Raw genomic sequence first — 16,898 nt, forward strand, 5'->3', positions numbered from 1 at the left:
TTTTCATGGCCGTCCCCCGGGTTGCGGGCCTGCTGCTCGCCGCGGGCGGAGGCAGGCGCTTCGGCATGCCCAAGGCACTGGCGCCCTACCGCGGCGGCCTGTTGGTGGAGCACGCGCTGGCGGCGCTCGAGGGGTTGTCGCCGCGGGTCGTCGTGCTGGGCGCGGGCGCCGACGAGGTGCCGCCGCTGCCCGCCGAGGTCGTGGTCAACCCGAACTGGGCCAGTGGACTGGGCTCGTCGCTGCGGGCGGGGCTCGCGGCGCTGGCGGACTCCGCCGCCGTCGCGGTGGTCGTGCTGCCCGTGGACACCCCCGGCGTCGGCGCCGCCGCGGTGCGCAGGCTGGCCGCGCTGGCCGCGCCGGACGCGCTGGCCCGCGCCGAGTACGGCGGGCGGCCGGGGCACCCGGTCCTCATCGGACGCGCGCACTGGGCGGGGGTCGCCGAGCTGGCCGTCGGCGACACCGGCGCGTCCCCCTACCTGGCCCGGCACCCGGTGCGCGGCGTGGACTGCGCCGACCTCGCCGACGGGGCCGACGCGGACCGTCCCGAACAGCTCACCTAGCACAACAAGAGGAGAAACCCATGCCGGCTGACGCCTACGGCGAGCAGGTCCTTGCCCACCTGGCGAAGGTGGGCGAGCACAACGCGGACGCGCTCGACGACGTGTCCGACCTCGTGCTGGCCTGCGTGCGCGCCGACGGCCTGGTGCTGACCGCGGGCGCGGGCCACTCGCTGGCCGCCGTCGCCGAGACGTTCTTCCGCGCGGGCGGCCTCGCCTGCGTGCGCCCCCTGTTCACCGAGGAACTCCAGGTCTTCGGCGGCGCCCGGCGGGCCACCGCGGCCGAGCGGCGGCCGGGGCTGGCCAGGGAGGTGTTCGGCATGGTGCCCCGCAAGGGCCACGAGGTGCTGTTCATCTTCTCCAACTCGGGCATCAACCACTACCCGGTGGAGCTGTCCGTGACCGCGTTGGAGGCGGGCTGCCCGGTCGTGGCGGTCACCTCCCCCGCGGCGTCGGCCGACACCCCGCCGCGCGCGGGGACGAAGCTGGCGGTCAACGCCACGATCATCCTGGACACCCTGACGGGCCCGGGTGACGTGGCGTACCCGGTGGACTCGCCGGTGACCGCCTCGCTGTCGACGCTGTGCAACGCGTACCTGTGGAACCAGGTCCTGGCCCGGCTCTTCGACAAGGCCGCCGCGGCGGGCGTCGAGCTGCCGCTGTGGCGCAGCTCCAACGTGGACGGTGGGGACGCGGCGAACGCGGCCTTCCTGGAGCGCTACGGCGACCGCGTCCCGCAGCTGGGCTGAGCACGGCCGCTGACCGGTGCCGGATCTCCCCGGGCACCGGTCAGCGGTAACCCAGTTCCTGGAGTCTCGCGGTGACGGCTTTGCCGATCTGGACCGCGGGAACAGCGAGGTCCTCGGCGTGCACGTCCACGATGACCGGTCCGGTGTGGACAGTGAGTTCCACCGCGCCGTCACCGATCGCCCAGGTGCCGACGTCGGGGACCAGGGGCTTGAGCGGTTCGCTCGACCAGGGGTCCCCGGACTCCACGCGAAGACCCGCGGCCAGGGCGGCCGCGTCGGCGGGGTCGGCCGCCGTCCAGCGGACGGAGACCATCGCGGGAGCCGAGCCGTCCAGATCGGTGTAGACGCAGCGGAGTGGGCGGGGCAGCGCCGCGCCCAGGAGGGTGCCCGGTGTGCCGACCGGCTTCGGCGGGCGCGCGGGCCACGACCGCGCGAGGTAGTCCGGGGTGAGCAGGTCGCACGGGTCGGGCCAGCGGTCGGGCGGGGCCGGGGCGTTGCCGTGCTTGACGGAGCCGTCCGGTGCGAGTTCGACGGCGGTCACCAGCATCCCGGACGCGATGAGGAGCCGGTTGTCCACGACCCCGATCGCCGCTCCGCCACCGACCACCGCGAGCGGGGCGGACCGGGTCGAGCCGGTGGCGGGATCGATCCGGTCGACCGCGACAGGCAACAGGTCCACCAACGGGGTGAGTCCCTCTTGCGTGCCACCTGGCGAGGCGCGGTAGCCGAGCACCGCGCCACCGGCAACCGCCATGGACTGGTAGGCGTTGCGGCGCAGGGTGTTCGTCGGCAGGTCACCACTCGGGCGCGGTTGCGACCAGAGCACGCCCCGACCACCCAGGTCGACCGCGACGAGCGGGTCGTCGGTGCCGTCGATCCCGGACACCACCGCGGTGGTGCCGACGACCGCCATCACGGGCAGGTAGGCGGGCAGGCGCCCGGCGAAGACCGCGCGACCGTCGGACGTCAGGACAGTCCCCGCGCCCTCCCCGGTGACCAGGATCGCGCGGCGGTCCATCACCAGGAACTTCGGTCGCTCCGGTGGTAGCGGTGTGGCCCAGCGCGGCTCCCCGGTGCGCGGGTCGAAGCCGAGCACGGCCCGCCCTTGCGCGCACTGGGCGACGACCACCGCGAGGTCGTCGTCGGACGCCACCAGCGGCTCGGTCACCTTGCGCACGGGGTCGTCGGCCAAGAGCGTCTCGTCGCGATCGGTGACCGCGCACCCGCTGAAGCCACCGACGGACAGGCCCGCGAAGGGGCGGTCCCACGCGAGCGATCCGGTGCGGGCGTCGACGCCCGCCAAGCCCAGGTTGCCGCTGTCGTCGTAGGTCGGCGTGACCACGACCCCGGCACCCGCCGCCAAGCGCAAAGGCGAGTACTCCGGTCCGAAGTGGCCGTTCGACGGCAGGAGTTCGGCGCGGTCGTCGTCCCACCGCTGTTCGCCCGTCGCGGCGTCGAGCCCGATGGTCGACCAGTCGTACTCGGCACCGGGCTCGGTCACGCGCGCCGTGTCCATCGCGACCGTGACCGCGCCCCCGGTCACCGACCAACTGGTGACGTTCATCCCCTCGGGCGACCGGAACCGCCACACCGTCCGGCCGGTCCGCGCGTCGACGGCGGTCAGGCCGCTCTGCCGCCCGGCGAACACCGTGCCGCCGACGACCGCGTACCCGTTCGCCCACACCTCCGTCTGCCACGCCAGGCCCGCCGCGAGCCGCGGCGCGTCCGGTGCGTCGGGCACCCCGGGAGACTCGGACGTGCAACCGGCGGCCATCAACAACAGCGCCAAGACAACCGCCACTGTCCTCATCGGAGGCACCTGTCCTCGGGTCGCGTCCCGCACACGTACCATCCATAGCTCGCCGGGAAGTTCGGCAGGAAAACGATTCCGTACCGTCCGTCGGCGGGTTTTCCGGTGACCTGGAACGGAGACCCCGCAGCGGCGGACACCGTCAACCGACCGGGGTTCCCGTCACCGTCGACGTAGTCGACCGCGATCCGGAACGAGTAGGACGCGAGCCTGCCGAAGAAGGTCACCGAGAACTGCTGGGTCTCGTCCTTGGCCAGTTCGACGTGGTGGTCGGTGAACCACGCGGTGTCCGGCTTCAGCGGGTTCCGCACGATCAGCCGGGGGTCGTCGAGGTTGGCGCTCAGCTCGATCGCGGGTTTCTCGCTGCTGGGCGGGGGATAGACGAGCAGCGTGCCGGTGAGCGGGGGCCGCCGCTCGGATATCTCCGGTCTGACGTCGGTGACCTGCACCGGCGTCGATCGGTTGCCCCGGAGCAGGAACGAAACGGTGGTCGTGCCGACCGGGACGAACCCGCTGTCCGACGGCGGGCGGTACGCGTCGGCGGTGGTGTCCAGCAGGCTCTCGTACTCCGGCCCCGTACCCAGTCGATCGGGCCGCGCGTACTCCCGATCCCCCACCACCGCGGCGGCACCCACCAGCGAGATCGGGTCACCCCGCTCCTCCGGCCCGGAGTCGACTTCGACGGCGAACCACACCCCCGCCGCCACGAGCACCACCGCGACGGCGGCGAACACCGCCCACCGGGGCCGCGAGTAGTGGTGGTGGGTGTTCTCGACCGTGGCCGACCGCGCCTGCACGACGAGCCCGGTGACCACCGAAGACTCGATCGAGTTGGCCACCTCGGCCGCGCGGTCGTCCCCGTCCGCGCGCTCGCGCAAACCCATGGTCGCCCCCGTCCTCGATCCAGGAGAAACCCACTGTATCGACACCCGAGATCCGCCGTCCGCCAATCCACCCCGATGGCGCAAGCCTTCCCGCGACCGCGCGTCGTCGGCCGGTGACCGGTTCCCCGGTCACCGGCCAACTCCTTTCCCCCGCCGAGTTGGCTCAGGAACGGCGGTCCCACCGCGTCTTGCGGACGCCGTAGGTCCACGCCACCGCCGTCCAGACCACAAGGGACAGTTCGGGCAACCACAGGCCCAATGCCGGTCCGCGCACCAGGTCGGCCACCGCTCCCCCGGGCAGCAGCAGCATGTACTCCTTCACCTTCGCCGGATCCGTTGCCAGCACCCAGATGCCACCGCCCAACGCCGCGAAGAAGAACGGCGCAGTGGTGATCTGCGCGGCTTCCGGCGTCGCCGTGACGGAAGCGGTCAACAGGCCCACCGCCGCGTTGACGGCGACGCCACCGACCAGCGCGATCGCGAAGGCCGCCGGATTCGCCGGGGCGGGCGCGCCCGCGGCGAACGCCACGCCGCTCATGACCAGGCACTGGACGATCCCGAGCACCACGAACGGCGCCAGCACGCCGAGCAGGATCGTCAGGTCCGGCAGCTCACCGGTGCGCAGCCGCTTCAACGACAGGTCCTGGCGGCGGGCCGCGCAAGCCGTCGTGGCGCTGATGTAGACGGTCAAGCCCTGCGCGGACACCAGTTGCGCGGTGAGCACGAAGGTCCAGTCGGGGTGGCCGCCGGTGAAGCTGAACAGCGCGCCCATCACCAGCGGCAGCACCAGGGCCGTCGCCGCGGTGGTGCGGTTGCGCAGCAGTTGGCGGACTTCGGCCCGCGACAGCGCGAGTACCGCGTTCACGCCGCCACCACCTGGTCGCGCACGCCGTGGAACACGTCCGCCAGCGACGCGTGGTGGGCGCGCAGGCGCGTCAACCGCTCACCCCGCGCACCGGCCCACGCCAGCAGCAGCGCCAGGTCGTCCTGCAACGCGCGGGTGCGGATCTCGACGCGCCCCTTGGCGAACTCGTCGGGGTCGATCGCGCCGGACACGGCGGGCAGCTCGGCCGCGATCAGCCCCTCCGGCCGGTCGAAGCCGATCCGGGACGCCTCCCTGGCCAGCACGTCGACCACCGCGCCGGAGACCGCCACCCGCCCCTCGTGCATGATCGCCAGGCGGTGGGCCAGGCGTTCGGCCTCCTCCAGGTAGTGCGTGGTCAGCACGACGGTCGTACCGCCCGCCACCAGCTTCTCGACCAGGTCCCAGGTGCGCCCGCGCGACTCCGGGTCGAGGCCGGTGGTCGGCTCGTCCAGGAACAGCAGCTCCGGGCCGCCCAGGGTGGCCACGGCCAGGTCCAGCCGCCTGCGCTCGCCGCCGGAGAGCCGGTTGACCCGGACCCCGGACTTGCCCACCAGGTCCAGCGCGACCAGCGCCTCGTCCACATCGGAGGGACGACTGGTCAGCGACGCCCACAGCCGCAGCGTCTCCAGCACGGTCAGCTCGCCGCTCGCGCCGCTGTCCTGCAGCAGCACGCCGGTGCGCGGCCGGATCCGGGCGCGGTCGGCGTCCGGCCGCAGCCCGAACACCCGGACCGCGCCGCCGGTCGGCGGCCGCAACCCCTCCAGCACCTCCAGCGTCGTCGTCTTCCCTGCGCCGTTCGTGCCCAGCAGCGCGAACAGCTCCCCCTGCCCCACTTCGAAATCGATACCCCGCACGGCCTCGAACGACCCGTACGCGCACCGCAGCCCCTGCACGGTGATCACCGGTTCCCTCATGACCACGAGTCTCGCGCCGCGAGGGCGTCGGCGGCAGGCTCACCGGTCAGCAGTCCGTGGATGATCCACACGGGGTGGGCGTGACAAATGTCAGGACCTGGTGAACGCGCGCGCCGGGGCGTCCACCGCTCGTTAGATTCGGCGGGTGAGCGGACAGGCACCGATGACCAGGGCGCGCAAGTACATCTGGTGGACCCAGGGGTTCACGATCGGCATGTTCACGCTGCTGCTCGTGTTCAACCTGCTGGCCACGGTGGGCGCCCGACCCTGGCCGACGGTGCTGCTGGGGCTCGCGGCGGTGGTGGTGCTCCCGCAGTGCCTGCGGCTGAGCACGCTCGCCATGCCCGGGATCGGCCCGGAGCGGACCCGGGCCTGGGAGATCCCGCTCACCATGCTGGTCGCCTTCGGCGCGTGGTGGTTCTCCGCCACGATCGCCCCGCTGACCATGGCCTGGTCGTTCCCGCCCAGCATGCTGATCGCCACGCTGGTCCCCACGCTGCGCGGCTGGCGGCGGTGGCTGCTCGCGTTCGGCGGCGGCGCCGCGGTGGCGCTGTCGGTGTTCCCCTTCGCCGAGGACCCGCGGCTGTGGACCCCGCCCTGGCTGATCGCCACGGCCGTGATGCCCCCGCTGTTCGGCCTGGCCAACCTGCTGCAAGTGTGGCTGTGGTCGGTGCTGTGCGAGCTCGACGGCGCCCGCGCGGTGGCCGCCGAGCTGGCGGTGGCCGAGGAGCGGTTGCGCTTCGCCGCCGAGCTGCACGACATCCAGGGCCACCACCTGGAGGCCATCGCGCTCAAGGGCGAGCTGGCCGAGCGGCTGGTCGGCCACGACGACGACGCGGCCCGCGCGCAGGCCGCCGAGGTCAGCGAGCTGGCCAGGACCGCGTTGCGGGAGACCCGCGCGGTGGTGCACGGCTACCGCCGCACCAGCCTGTCCACCGAGATCGGCAACGCCGTCGACATCCTGCGCGCGGCGGGCATCAGCGCCACGGTCACCGGCGCGGCGACGGACGTGCCACCGCCGCTGCAACCCCTGTTCGGCGCCCTGGTCCGCGAGGGCACGACCAACGTCCTGCGGCACAGCGCGGCCACCGAGTGCGCGCTGGCCATCCGGGTCGCCGACCGCCGGGTCCGGGTGGACCTGCGCAACGACGGCGCGCGGGACGACCGGGCCTCCCGTGACGGCAGCGGCCTGACCGGACTGCGGGAGCGCTTCGCGGCCGTCGGCGGGACCGTGCGCGCCGAGCTGGTCGACGGCGCGTTCCGGCTCACCGGCGAGGCGGTGGCCCCGTGACCGGGATCCGCGTGGTCCTCGCCGACGACGAGGACCTGATCCGGGGCGCGCTGGCGGCCCTGCTGGAGCTGGAGCCCGACATCACGGTGGTGGCCCAAGCGCGCGACGGCGCGGGCGCGGTGGCGGCGGTCGCCGCGCACCGGCCGGACATCGCGGTGCTGGACCTGGAGATGCCCGCGCTCGACGGGATCGGGGCGGCGCGCGAGATCGGCGCGGCCGCGGCGGTCGTCATCGTGACCCGGCACGCCCGGCCCGGCGTGCTGCGCCGCGCGCTGGCCGCCGGGGTACGCGGGTTCGTGCCCAAGACCACCCCGGCCGCGCGGTTGGCCTCGATCCTGCGGGACGTGCACGCCGGTGCCCGCTACGTCGACTCCGAGATCGCCGCCAGCGCGCTGACCGAGGACACCTGCCCGTTGACCGCGCGGGAGCTGGAGGTGCTGCGCCTGACCCGGGTCGGCGGGTCGGTGCAGGACATCGCCAACACCGTCCACCTCGCGCACGGCACGGTCCGCAACTACCTGTCCTCGGCGATGACCAAGCTCGCGGTCACCTCCCGCCACGACGCCGCCCGCATCGCCTGGCAGGAGGGGTGGATCTAGCTCGGCACCTCGGCTTCGGCGAACTGCGTGGTGTAGAGGTCGGCGTACCGGCCGCCGGAGGCCAGCAGGTCTTCGTGGGTGCCGCGTTCGACGATCCGGCCGTCCTCCACGACGAGGATCTGGTCGGCGGCGCGGATCGTGGACAGCCGGTGGGCGATCACCAGCGCCGTCCGGCCGCGCAGCGCGTCGGTGAGCGCGGCCTGGACGGCCACCTCCGACTCCGAGTCCAGGTGCGCGGTGGCCTCGTCCAGGACGACCACGCGCGGCCGGGCCAGCAGCAGGCGGGCGATGGTCAGCCGCTGCCGCTCGCCGCCGGAGAGGCGGTAGCCGCGCTCGCCGACGACGGTGTCCAGACCGTCCGGGAGGGACTCGACCAGCTCGGCCAGCCTGGCCTGGCGCAGGGCCGACCAGATGGCGTCGTCATCGGCCGACGGGTCCGCGTAGACCAGGTTGGCGCGGATGGTGTCGTGGAAGAGGTGACCGTCCTGGGTGACCACGCCGACGGTCTCGCGCACCGCGGCCAGGGTCAGGTCCCGCACGTCCACACCGGACAGCCGCACCGCGCCGGAGTCCACGTCGTAGAGCCGGGGCAGCAGCCCGACGATGGTGGACTTGCCCGCGCCGGACGAGCCGACCAGCGCGACCAGCTGACCGGGCTCGGCGGTGAACGACACCCCGTGCAGCACTTCCTGCCCGCCGCGCCGGTCGAGCACGGCGACCTCCTCCAGCGAGGCCAGCGACACCTTGTCCGCCGCCGGGTAGCCGAAGCGCACGTCGTCGAACCGCACCGACACCGGCCCGTCCGGCACCGCCCGAGCGCCGGGCCGCTCGGTGATCATCGGCGCCAGGTCCAGCACCTCGAACACCCGCTCGAACGACACCAGCGCGGTCATCACGTCCACCCGCACGTTGGCCAGCGAGGTCAGCGGGCCGTAGAGCCGGGTCAGCAGCAGCGCCAGCGCCACCACGGTGCCCGGGGCCAGGCTGCCGGTGAGCGCGAGGTAGCCGCCGAGGCCGTAGACCAGCGCCTGGGCCAGCGCGGACACCAGTTGCAGGCCGGTCATGAACCAGCGGGACGCCATCGCGGTGCGGATCCCGATGTCACGCACCCGCCCGGCGCGCGCGCTGAACTCGGCCAGCTCGGCCTCGGGGCGGCCGAACAGCTTCACCAGGGTGGCGCCGGGCGCGGAGAACCGCTCGGTCATCTGGGAGTGCATCGCCGCCGAGAGCCCGGCGGCCTCCCGCTGCAGGCCTGCCATGTGCTTGCCCACCCGCCGGGTCGGCAGCACGAACACCGGCAGCAGCACCAGCGCCAGCGCGGTCACCTGCCAGGACAGGGTCATCATCACCCCGACCGACAACGTCAACTGGATCACATTGCTGACCAGACCGGCCAATGTTGTGGTGTAAGTCCGTTGCGCTCCGATCACGTCCGAATTCAGCCTGCTGACCAGCGCACCGGTGCGGGTTCGGGTGAAGAACGCCACGGGCATGCGCTGCACGTGCCCGAACACCTCGCGCCGCAGGTCGAAGATCAGGCCCTCACCGATGTGCGCGGACAGCCACCGCTCGACCACGCCGAGCCCGGCGGAGACCACGGCCAGCGCGGCGATGGCCACCGCCAGCCACACCACCTCCGACACCTGCGCGTGCCGCACGATGGCGTCCACGACCCGGCCCGCGAGCAGCGGAGTGGTCACGCCGAGCACCGCGACGCACACGGTGAGCAGCACGAACCCCACCAACCGGGGCCGGTGCGGGATGGCGAAGCGCAACACCCGGCGCACGGTCCCCTTCCGCACCTCACGCGGCGCGTCGGCCGCCTTCATCACGCCCGCGAGTACCCGGCGAGGACTGTTCACGCGTTTCCCTCCAGCGTCCACGCCGGGTGGTGGACCGGCGCCGTACCGGTTTACCCGAACGCCCGACGGCCCTGACACCTTCCCCGGCCTACGGACGCGCACCCGGCCCTCGGTAACCTGCCGGGGCGGGTGGCCGCTCGCGGCCGGGGGACGGGGAGGGCACGACACCGATGCCGTTGAGGGTCGCGAAGGCCGGTGTCCGGCTGGACCTGGTGCTCTACCTGGGGTTCGCGGTCTTCGCGGGCGTCACCGCGGCGGGTTCGGAGTTCTACGGCTACCGGATCTGGGGCAACTGCGCGCTCGTCGCGTACCTGGTCGCCGCCGCGCTGGCCGGTCGGGTCGCGCTGCGCGGCCGCGGGTCGCGGTGGCTGCCCGTGTGGCTGAGCACCCTGGTCGGGACCATCGCACCGCTGCTGTACCTGTCGTTCCGCCGCGACCCCGGCTACACCTGGGGCCCGTGGCCGTGGTCGTTCCCGTCGCAGCCCGAGGTGTGGGTGGTCGAGCGGGCGGCGCGCGCGTGGCTGGCCGACGGCACGCCGTACCTGGACCTGAACACCCTGGGCCGCGCCCCGCACGCCGACGACTACACGCCCTACGGCCCGTCGATGTCGGTGTTCGGGCTGCCGCGGGCGCTGTTCGGCGACCACCCGCTCACCGACGCGCGGGTGGCCTTCCTGGTGGTGACCGCGGGCGCGCTGCTGCTGGCCTGGCACCTGCTGGGCAGGCCGACCGTCCCGGTGCCCGCCGCGCTGCTCGTGGTGGCGAGCCCGCTGACCGCGCTCACCCTCACCGTCGCGGGTGACGACGTGGCGGTGGCCGCGCTGGTCGTGTTGGCCGCCGCCCTCGCCTACCGGGACACCCGCTGGAGTCCATGGTGGACCGGAGCGCTGTGCGCGGTGCTGGTGACGATGAAGCTCACCGCGCTGCCCGCCGCCGCCGTGCTGGCCGTGGGGTTGCTGGCGCACCGGGGACTCCGCGCCGCGGCGGCGTTCCTGGTGGCGCTGCTCGCCGTGGGCACAGCCGTCGTGCTGCCGGTGCTGCTGGTCGACGCGGGCGCGTTCGTCGAGCACGTGGTGAAGTTCCCGGTCGGGCTCGGGCGGGCGTCCTCGCCCGCGTCGAGCCCCCTGCCGGGTCACCTGCTCGCCGGTCTGGGGGCGGCCGGGCACGCCGCCGCGCTGGTCCTGTTGGGACTCGCCGCCTGCGCCGTGGCCGCCTGGGTCGCGCTCCGTCCACCGCGGACAGCCGCGGATGCCCTGGCGCGCACCGCGATCGGGTTGGGCGCGGCCATCGCGCTCGCGCCCGCCACCCGGTGGGGATACCTGGTCTACCCGGTGGTGCTGCTCGGCTCGGCGCTCGCCTTCGCCGCCGCCGAGCGGGTCCGGGTGGGAACCGGGGAGTCCGCACCGGGCTCACGCTCCGGTGTGGACAGCCGGACGGGCGACCCGCCACCTCGGTGACCTCGCGGTCCGGACCGGGTGCGGCCGCCTGCCCGCCTTACTTCTTCTTCGTCCTGGTGGCGCCACCCCGCCCGCGCAGCGTCACACCGGACTCCGTCAGCACTCTGTGGATGAATCCGTACGAGCGGCCGGTGTTTTCCGCGAGCGCCCGGATGCTGGCGCCCTTCTCGTACTTCTTCTTCAAGTCAGTGGCAAGCTTGTCGCGCGTGGCACCGGTGATCCGCGCGCCTTTCTTGAGGTCAGCCACGTTGTCCGCCTTCCGTCGCGAGTGGCGGGGCCCACGGGTGGCCCCTACCGCCGCAATGATCGAACACCGCCGCGCGAAATGCCAGACGAGACGAGCAAATGATGACCGAGGACCCGTGATCACACCGGATGCCCGGATCGGGACCCAGTGTGATCCGGGAATACAAGATCCCAGCAAAACGGCGATTTTCAGGCGAGCTGAACGAGCTCCAGGTACTCGGCGGACCAGTGGTCCTCGGTCCCGTCTGGGAGCAGGATCACCCGCTCGGGTTCCAACGCCTCCACCGCACCGGGGTCGTGCGTGACCAGCACGACCGCCCCGGTGTAGCGGCGCAGCGCGTCCAGCACCTGCTCGCGGCTGGCCGGGTCGAGGTTGTTGGTCGGCTCGTCGAGCAGCAACACGTTGGCCGCGCTGGACACCAGCCCGGCCAGGGCCAGCCGGGTCTTCTCGCCACCCGAAAGGGTGCCCGCGGGCTGGTCGAGCTGCTCGCCGGTGAACAGGAACGTGCCCAGCAGCGACCGCAGCTGCTGCTCGGCCGCGTCCGGGGCGGCGTGCCGGGTGTTGGCCCAGACGCTGGCGTTGTGGTCCAGGGTCTCGTGCTCCTGGGCGTAGTAGCCCAGGCGCAGGCCGTGACCCGCGACGACGCCGCCGGAGTCGGGGGTCTCCATGCCGCCGAGCAGCCGCAGCAGGGTCGTCTTGCCCGCGCCGTTGAGGCCCAGGATGACGACCCGGGAGCCCTTGTCGATGGCGAGGTCGACCCCGGAGAAGATCTCCAGCGAGCCGTACGACTTGCTCAGCCCCTCGGCGGTGAGCGGGGTCTTGCCGCAGGGCGCCGGTTCCGGGAAGCGGATCTTGGCGACCTTGTCCGACTGGCGCACCTCGTCGAGGCCGGAGACCAGCTTCTCGGCCCGCTTGATCATGTTCTGCGCGGCGACGGCCTTGGTGGCCTTGGCGCGCATCTTGTCGGCCTGGGCCATCAGCACCGACGCCTTCTTCTCCGCGTTGGCCCGCTCGCGGCGGCGGCGCTTCTCGTCGGCGGCGCGGGCGTCGAGGTAGCGCTGCCAGCCCATGTTGTAGATGTCGACCTCGCCGCGCATGGCGTCGAGGAACCACACCTTGTTCACCACGTCGGCGAGGAGCTCGACGTCGTGGCTGATGACGATGAGGCCGCCGTTGTGCCCCTTGAGGAAGGTGCGCAGCCAGTTGATGGAGTCCGCGTCGAGGTGGTTCGTCGGCTCGTCGAGCAGCAGGATCGTGCCCGCGCCACCGCCGACACCCGACTCGGAGGCGGCGAACAGGATGCGCGCCAGCTCCACCCTGCGGCGCTGCCCACCGGACAACGTCCGCAGCGGCTGGGCCAGGACCCGGTCGGCGAGGCCGAGGTTGGAGCAGATCCGCGCCGCCTCGCTCTCGGCGGCGTACCCGCCGAGGGACGCGAAGCGCTCCTCCAGCCTCCCGTACTTGCGCACGGCCTTGTCGCGCACCGACTCGTCGGCGTGCTCGGCCATCGCGGTCTGCGCCTTCTCCATCTCCCGCAGCAGCTCGTCGAGCCCCCGCGCCGACAACACCCGGTCCTTGGCGGTGACCGAGAGATCACCCTCGCGGGGGTCCTGCGGCAGGTAGCCGAGCTCGCCGGTGCGGCGCAGTTCGCCCCCGTAGGGCTCCCCCTCACCCGCGAGGACCCGCAACGTGGTCGTCTTGCCCGCACCGTTGCGGCCCACGAGGCCGATGCGGTCGCCCGCCTGCACGCGCAGGGAGGCGTCGGAGAGCAGGATGCGCGAGCCCGCGCGAAGTTCGAGATCGGTGGCGGTGATCAAAGGAAGCTCCGGGAGAGGTGGCCGTGGTCGTGGGCAGGGGTCATCCGCCCGCGTGCCGTGGCACGTGGGCCCGACCGGCCGTCAGTCGATGAGGATCACGCCGTCTCGGAGGACCACGTCCCCCAGTCTACCGGCGCCCGCGAGCGGGTTCCGGGGCTAGTGCCCCGACCCGGGAGGTCGGCCGTGTACCGGCCTGTCCACGGCCTGGCGGGCAAGGCGCCGGAACGGCCTCGTACTGGGCGTACTCGGTCGTTTCGGCAACGCGGCCTGGCGGGTCGAGAGATGGTCGATGTTCCGGGTCGGGGCACTAGGGTCGGGGGGATGGGCGAACTCGCGGGCAGGGTGGCATTGGTGACGGGCGCCAGCCGGGGCATCGGCCTGGCCATCGCCACGGCCTTGGCGCGCGAGGGCGCGTCGGTGGCGTTGTCAGGACGCAAACCGGAACCGCTGGACGCGGCGGTGGCCGAGGTGGCGGCGGCCGTCCCCGGGGCGGCGGTGATCGGCATCCCGGGAAACACGGGACAGGACGAGGACCGCGCGCACGTGGTCGACCGCACGGTGGCGGAGTTGGGCGGCCTGGACGTCCTGGTCAACAACACGGGCATCAACCCGGTGGGCGCCGCCCTGATGGACGCCGACCTGAACGCCGTCCGGAAGGTCTTCGACACCAACGTGGTGGGGACCCTGGGGTTCGTGCAACTGGCGCACCGGGCGTGGATGGCCGAGCACGGGGGCGCCGTGGTGAACGTCGCGTCGGTGGCGGGGCTGCGGTCGACGGGGGTGCTCTCGGCGTACGGGGCGAGCAAGGCGGCGCTGATCCGGCTGACGGAGGAACTGGCCTGGCAACTGGGCCCGGGGATCCGCGTGAACGCGGTGGCGCCGGGGGTGGTGAAGACCCGCTTCGCCCAGGCGCTGTACACGGGTCGGGAGGCGGAAGCCGGATCGGTCTACCCGATGAAGCGCCTGGGGACCCCGGAGGACGTGGCGGACCTCGTGACTTTCCTGGCAACGGACAAGGCGTCCTGGATCACCGGCGAGACGATCCGCGTCGACGGCGGCCTGCTCGCCACCGGCACCCTCGGCTGACCACCCGCAGGCAGCCCCGACCTCAATCCCCACACCCGCCTAATTCACGCCCCACCCACCCCACCTCGCCACCCGCTTCGCCCGCCCCACCCCGAACGAGCGCAGCCCCCCACCTCGAACAAGCGTTGCCCGCTCCACCCCGAACGAGCGCAGCCCCCGCCCTTCCTCAGGGGGGACAGCCCTGCTCCAGTTTATCGAGATCGGGGTGGCCGAAAGCCGGTTGCCTGCTGCCTGTGGACGAACGCGCGGGATGTGGACAGTCAACGCAGCCAAAAGCCCAGGTCAGCCGAGGTTCGGCGGCGGCCTGTGGATGGAAAGCACCCGATCGGGGCGCACGGCGAGGCTCGACAACCGCTGGGTCGGCGACCACCGAGCGCGGCAAGCGCGCGAAGAACAACGAACCGGCCGGGGGACGACCAGCAGGTCGCGATCGGGGCGCCGCCGGTCGCGGCCGCCCACGCGATCAGCCACCTGCCCGGCCTGGCCACGCGCCATATCGCCGACCTCTCACCCCAGTCGCGCGAAGACCGATGCCCAGGACGCGTTCGTTGTCGCCCTGCCGCACACCCGCGCCCGGTCAACGTCGGCGACAGCGCCGCGGCCGGGCTGGAGGTACTGGCCGGACTGAGGCGCTCACCACGCGGTGGAGTCCGGCCGCCGGTCCCGGTCAGCCACGTGGGCGCCGGGGTCGGCGGCGTACATCACCGGCGACATGCAGATCGGGTCGCCCCGCCACGCCCAACCTCGCGGGGGGATGGATGGTTGGGCGTGGCGCCGGGGGGCGACCGGTCTGTGGGGTCAGCCGGTTGTGGTGGTGGGAGCCGGTGAGCTGGGGGTCGTCGAGGGGGTCGGTGCGCTGGGGGTGGTGGAGGGGGTCGGATTGTTGTCGCGGGGGCCGGGACGGGCCGGGCGGCCTTCGGGGCCGCGGTCCCGTGGGCCGTCGCGGAAGCCGGGGCCGCCGCGGAACTCCGGGCCGCCGCGGCCGTCGTGGCCGGGGCGGGAGAAGCCCGCTCGTCCGCCGGGGTGGCCGTCATGGCCGATGGCGTAGCCCGCGATGCCGCCGACCAGGAGCAGGGCGACGCCCGTGAGACCCGCGACCAGGACGCTCACCTGGCGTCCCGCCACGCGCGGGCCGCGGGGGCGGGCGGGTGGGGTCGGGGTGGGCGGCGGGGTGGGGTCGCCGGTGGGGAGTTGCTGGGTGGAACCGCTGTCCGACGGGGTGTCCTGGAGGGCGGCGCTGTCGGGGGAACCGCCGCCGTGCCCGGTGGCGGGTGGCGGCTGCCGTGGGTCCTGGGGTGGCGGGGTCTCGCTCATGGCACCACTGTGCGGCACGAACCTGTGTTTCCCCTGTGGACCCCTCCCCCGCGCGGGTCAGTCCGGGTCGCGCAGCACCACCTCGACGGCGAAGGCCCGCTCGGCGGCGTCGTCCAGCACGGTCCGCCGGGGTTCGGGGATGTCGAGCACCCGCGGTACGGCGAGCGCGAAGACCGGGGCCAGCGCGCGCTCGGCCCGCAGGGTGTCGAGGGCCTGCCGGTCACCGCCGAGGACAACGGCGGACAGCTCCCCGACGCGACTCCCCAGCACCTCGCCGACGTCCCGCGCCGCGGCCTCCAAGGCGTGCCGGGCCTGCCCCTCCCGCCGCCGGGCGAACCGCTGCTGCGACCAGCCGCCCGCGGCGCTGCGGCCGTGCACCAGGTGGCGGTCGGTACGGGAGACCACGACTTGTCCCGCCTCCGCGACGCCAACGCTGTGCCCACCGAGCCGGACCAGCAGCAGCCCGACCCGACGCGGCACGGCCAGGTGTTCGACCAGGGCGCTGACGTCCAACCCGTCCCGCTCCCCCACGACACCCGCCAACGGCCCGAACGGCACAGCGACGGTCGCGGTAACCCCATCCCCGGACCAGACAACGATCTCGTCGGGCCCGACGACCGTGCGCACCACACCCCCGTTGCGCTCGGCGAACCGCGCGAACCACCCCGGCACCCGCCCGGCCACGACCTCGACGGCCCGCCCGCCCCCGGCCACCGCCCTACCCTTGCCCATGGCACCCCACGGTACGGGTCACGCCGAGGGAAGACGTGCGACACCCGCAGCGGGCAACCGCTCCATCACACCCGCCGGACACGGCCTTTCGCACGCACGGGATCGCCACGGAAAGACACCCGCGCTCAGCAACGCCTATCCCCGCACACAGCACCCACCAGCACGAGCCGCGCCGGATGAAGACGTGCGGCACCACCGCAGGAGGCAGCCTCGCTCGGGCGAGCGTCACCTCATCATCATCCACAGTGCTCACCGGGCCACTCCGGACAAAGACGCGCGGCACCACCACACGAACAACCGCGCTCGGGCGACTGTCCGCCTCCCATCGACAGCTCCCAGCGGGCCACCTCGGATGAAGACGCGCAGCACCACCACAGGACACGACCGCGCTCGCGATCGTCCACCTCTCATCCGCGGCGCCTAGTGGCCCTTAGATGAAATCCGCGGTATCGCCACAAAAGACGGCAGCACTCGGCAACCGAACCTCTCGCCCATGGTGCCCTACGGAGCCAACCCGGATGAGGGCATAGGGCACTACCACAGGAGACAGCCGCATCCGGGCGATCGCCCGCCGCGCGCCCACGGCGCCCACTGGGCCACCCCCGGACAAAGAGGCGCGGCACCAGCACAGGACACGACCGCGCTCGGACGGTCGCCCGCCGCACACCCACAGAGCCCACTAGGCCACCCCGGACGAAGACGTGCGGCATCGCC

General features: G+C 73.3%; 15 protein-coding genes and 1 pseudogene. 7 read left to right on the top strand and 9 right to left on the bottom strand.

Annotation, left to right across the window (positions count from 1 at the left end; translation table 11 throughout):
* Nucleotides 1-5 precede the first annotated feature (5 nt).
* Both V5P93_RS23770 and V5P93_RS23775 read left to right on the top strand, forming a co-directional pair.
* Entirely contained in the window at nt 6-560 is a 555-nt protein-coding gene (locus V5P93_RS23770) for an NTP transferase domain-containing protein (protein ID WP_104480070.1), read from the top strand.
* 20 nt (nt 561-580) lie between these two features.
* Entirely contained in the window at nt 581-1,306 is a 726-nt protein-coding gene (locus V5P93_RS23775) for a sugar isomerase domain-containing protein (protein WP_104480071.1), read from the top strand.
* 40 nt (nt 1,307-1,346) lie between these two features.
* Here V5P93_RS23775 and V5P93_RS23780 read toward each other — a convergent pair whose 3' ends face one another.
* The 4 genes from V5P93_RS23780 to V5P93_RS23795 form a co-directional block, all read right to left on the bottom strand.
* Entirely contained in the window at nt 1,347-3,116 is a 1,770-nt protein-coding gene (locus V5P93_RS23780; RefSeq protein WP_181043573.1) for a PQQ-binding-like beta-propeller repeat protein, read from the bottom strand.
* Nucleotides 3,113-4,000: a hypothetical protein gene (locus V5P93_RS23785; RefSeq protein WP_104480073.1), complete on the bottom strand. Its 888-nt coding sequence runs from the start codon at nt 3,998-4,000 to the stop codon at nt 3,113-3,115. The genes V5P93_RS23780 and V5P93_RS23785 overlap by 4 nt, the downstream gene beginning before the upstream one ends.
* A 163-nt stretch (nt 4,001-4,163) precedes the next feature.
* The gene (locus V5P93_RS23790) at nt 4,164-4,865 is read right to left on the bottom strand and encodes an ABC transporter permease (RefSeq protein ID WP_104480074.1); all 702 of its coding nucleotides are present in this window, start codon (nt 4,863-4,865) and stop codon (nt 4,164-4,166) included.
* Nucleotides 4,862-5,779, bottom strand: coding sequence for an ABC transporter ATP-binding protein (locus tag V5P93_RS23795; RefSeq protein ID WP_104480075.1), 918 nt, complete (start codon nt 5,777-5,779; stop codon nt 4,862-4,864). Before V5P93_RS23795 ends, V5P93_RS23790 begins: the two co-directional genes overlap by 4 nt.
* Before the next feature lie 145 nt (nt 5,780-5,924).
* On the opposite strand from V5P93_RS23795, the gene V5P93_RS23800 reads away from it, so the two are divergent.
* The gene (locus tag V5P93_RS23800; RefSeq protein WP_245931352.1) at nt 5,925-7,070 is read left to right on the top strand and encodes a sensor histidine kinase; all 1,146 of its coding nucleotides are present in this window, start codon (nt 5,925-5,927) and stop codon (nt 7,068-7,070) included.
* Nucleotides 7,067-7,669: a DNA-binding response regulator gene (locus V5P93_RS23805; RefSeq protein ID WP_104480077.1), complete on the top strand. Its 603-nt coding sequence runs from the start codon at nt 7,067-7,069 to the stop codon at nt 7,667-7,669. The genes V5P93_RS23800 and V5P93_RS23805 overlap by 4 nt, the downstream gene beginning before the upstream one ends.
* Here V5P93_RS23805 and V5P93_RS23810 read toward each other — a convergent pair.
* Entirely contained in the window at nt 7,666-9,498 is a 1,833-nt protein-coding gene (locus V5P93_RS23810; protein ID WP_104480078.1) for an ABC transporter ATP-binding protein, read from the bottom strand. The genes V5P93_RS23805 and V5P93_RS23810 overlap by 4 nt on opposite strands.
* A 203-nt stretch (nt 9,499-9,701) precedes the next feature.
* On the opposite strand from V5P93_RS23810, the gene V5P93_RS23815 reads away from it, so the two are divergent.
* Entirely contained in the window at nt 9,702-10,988 is a 1,287-nt protein-coding gene (locus V5P93_RS23815) for a glycosyltransferase 87 family protein (RefSeq protein ID WP_104480079.1), read from the top strand.
* A gap of 37 nt (nt 10,989-11,025) precedes the next feature.
* Here the strand turns inward: V5P93_RS23815 and V5P93_RS23820 are convergent, their stop codons facing one another.
* Together V5P93_RS23820 and V5P93_RS23825 are read right to left on the bottom strand one after the other, a co-directional pair.
* Nucleotides 11,026-11,235, bottom strand: coding sequence for a helix-turn-helix domain-containing protein (locus tag V5P93_RS23820; RefSeq protein WP_104480080.1), 210 nt, complete (start codon nt 11,233-11,235; stop codon nt 11,026-11,028).
* 188 nt (nt 11,236-11,423) lie between these two features.
* The gene (locus tag V5P93_RS23825) at nt 11,424-13,052 is read right to left on the bottom strand and encodes an ABC-F family ATP-binding cassette domain-containing protein (RefSeq protein WP_104480081.1); all 1,629 of its coding nucleotides are present in this window, start codon (nt 13,050-13,052) and stop codon (nt 11,424-11,426) included.
* Nucleotides 13,053-13,373: 321 nt separating this feature from the next.
* Between V5P93_RS23825 and V5P93_RS23830 the strand changes: the two genes are divergently transcribed.
* Both V5P93_RS23830 and V5P93_RS23835 read left to right on the top strand, forming a co-directional pair.
* Nucleotides 13,374-14,138 carry an SDR family oxidoreductase gene (locus V5P93_RS23830; protein WP_104480082.1) on the top strand — a complete coding sequence of 255 codons (765 nt, stop codon included), beginning with the start codon at nt 13,374-13,376 and terminating at the stop codon, nt 14,136-14,138.
* Nucleotides 14,139-14,552: 414 nt separating this feature from the next.
* Nucleotides 14,553-14,762: pseudogene (locus V5P93_RS23835) on the top strand (transposase); the annotation flags it as partial.
* A 174-nt stretch (nt 14,763-14,936) separates the two neighbouring features.
* Here V5P93_RS23835 and V5P93_RS23840 read toward each other — a convergent pair.
* Nucleotides 14,937-15,452: a hypothetical protein gene (locus V5P93_RS23840; protein ID WP_104480083.1), complete on the bottom strand. Its 516-nt coding sequence runs from the start codon at nt 15,450-15,452 to the stop codon at nt 14,937-14,939.
* Nucleotides 15,453-15,509: 57 nt separating this feature from the next.
* Entirely contained in the window at nt 15,510-16,184 is a 675-nt protein-coding gene (locus tag V5P93_RS23845) for an acVLRF1 family peptidyl-tRNA hydrolase (RefSeq protein ID WP_104480084.1), read from the bottom strand.
* Nucleotides 16,185-16,898 lie beyond the last annotated feature (714 nt).

Origin of the sequence: Actinokineospora auranticolor, assembly GCF_041897805.1 — a bacterium.
In the GTDB taxonomy this organism is placed as follows: domain Bacteria; phylum Actinomycetota; class Actinomycetes; order Mycobacteriales; family Pseudonocardiaceae; genus Actinokineospora; species Actinokineospora auranticolor.

Excerpts from the sequence above, each read along its gene's own strand:
- V5P93_RS23815 (WP_104480079.1), top strand. The coding sequence starts at position 9,702 with ATGCCGTTGAGGGTCGCGAAGGCCGGTGTCCGGCTGGACCTGGTGCTC.
- V5P93_RS23845 (WP_104480084.1), bottom strand. The coding sequence starts at position 16,184 with ATGGGCAAGGGTAGGGCGGTGGCCGGGGGCGGGCGGGCCGTCGAGGTC.
- V5P93_RS23775 (WP_104480071.1), top strand. The coding sequence starts at position 581 with ATGCCGGCTGACGCCTACGGCGAGCAGGTCCTTGCCCACCTGGCGAAG.
- V5P93_RS23840 (WP_104480083.1), bottom strand. The coding sequence starts at position 15,452 with ATGAGCGAGACCCCGCCACCCCAGGACCCACGGCAGCCGCCACCCGCC.
- V5P93_RS23810 (WP_104480078.1), bottom strand. The coding sequence starts at position 9,498 with ATGAAGGCGGCCGACGCGCCGCGTGAGGTGCGGAAGGGGACCGTGCGC.
- V5P93_RS23795 (WP_104480075.1), bottom strand. The coding sequence starts at position 5,779 with ATGAGGGAACCGGTGATCACCGTGCAGGGGCTGCGGTGCGCGTACGGG.
- V5P93_RS23780 (WP_181043573.1), bottom strand. The coding sequence starts at position 3,116 with ATGAGGACAGTGGCGGTTGTCTTGGCGCTGTTGTTGATGGCCGCCGGT.
- V5P93_RS23830 (WP_104480082.1), top strand. The coding sequence starts at position 13,374 with ATGGGCGAACTCGCGGGCAGGGTGGCATTGGTGACGGGCGCCAGCCGG.
- V5P93_RS23785 (WP_104480073.1), bottom strand. The coding sequence starts at position 4,000 with ATGGGTTTGCGCGAGCGCGCGGACGGGGACGACCGCGCGGCCGAGGTG.
- V5P93_RS23770 (WP_104480070.1), top strand. The coding sequence starts at position 6 with ATGGCCGTCCCCCGGGTTGCGGGCCTGCTGCTCGCCGCGGGCGGAGGC.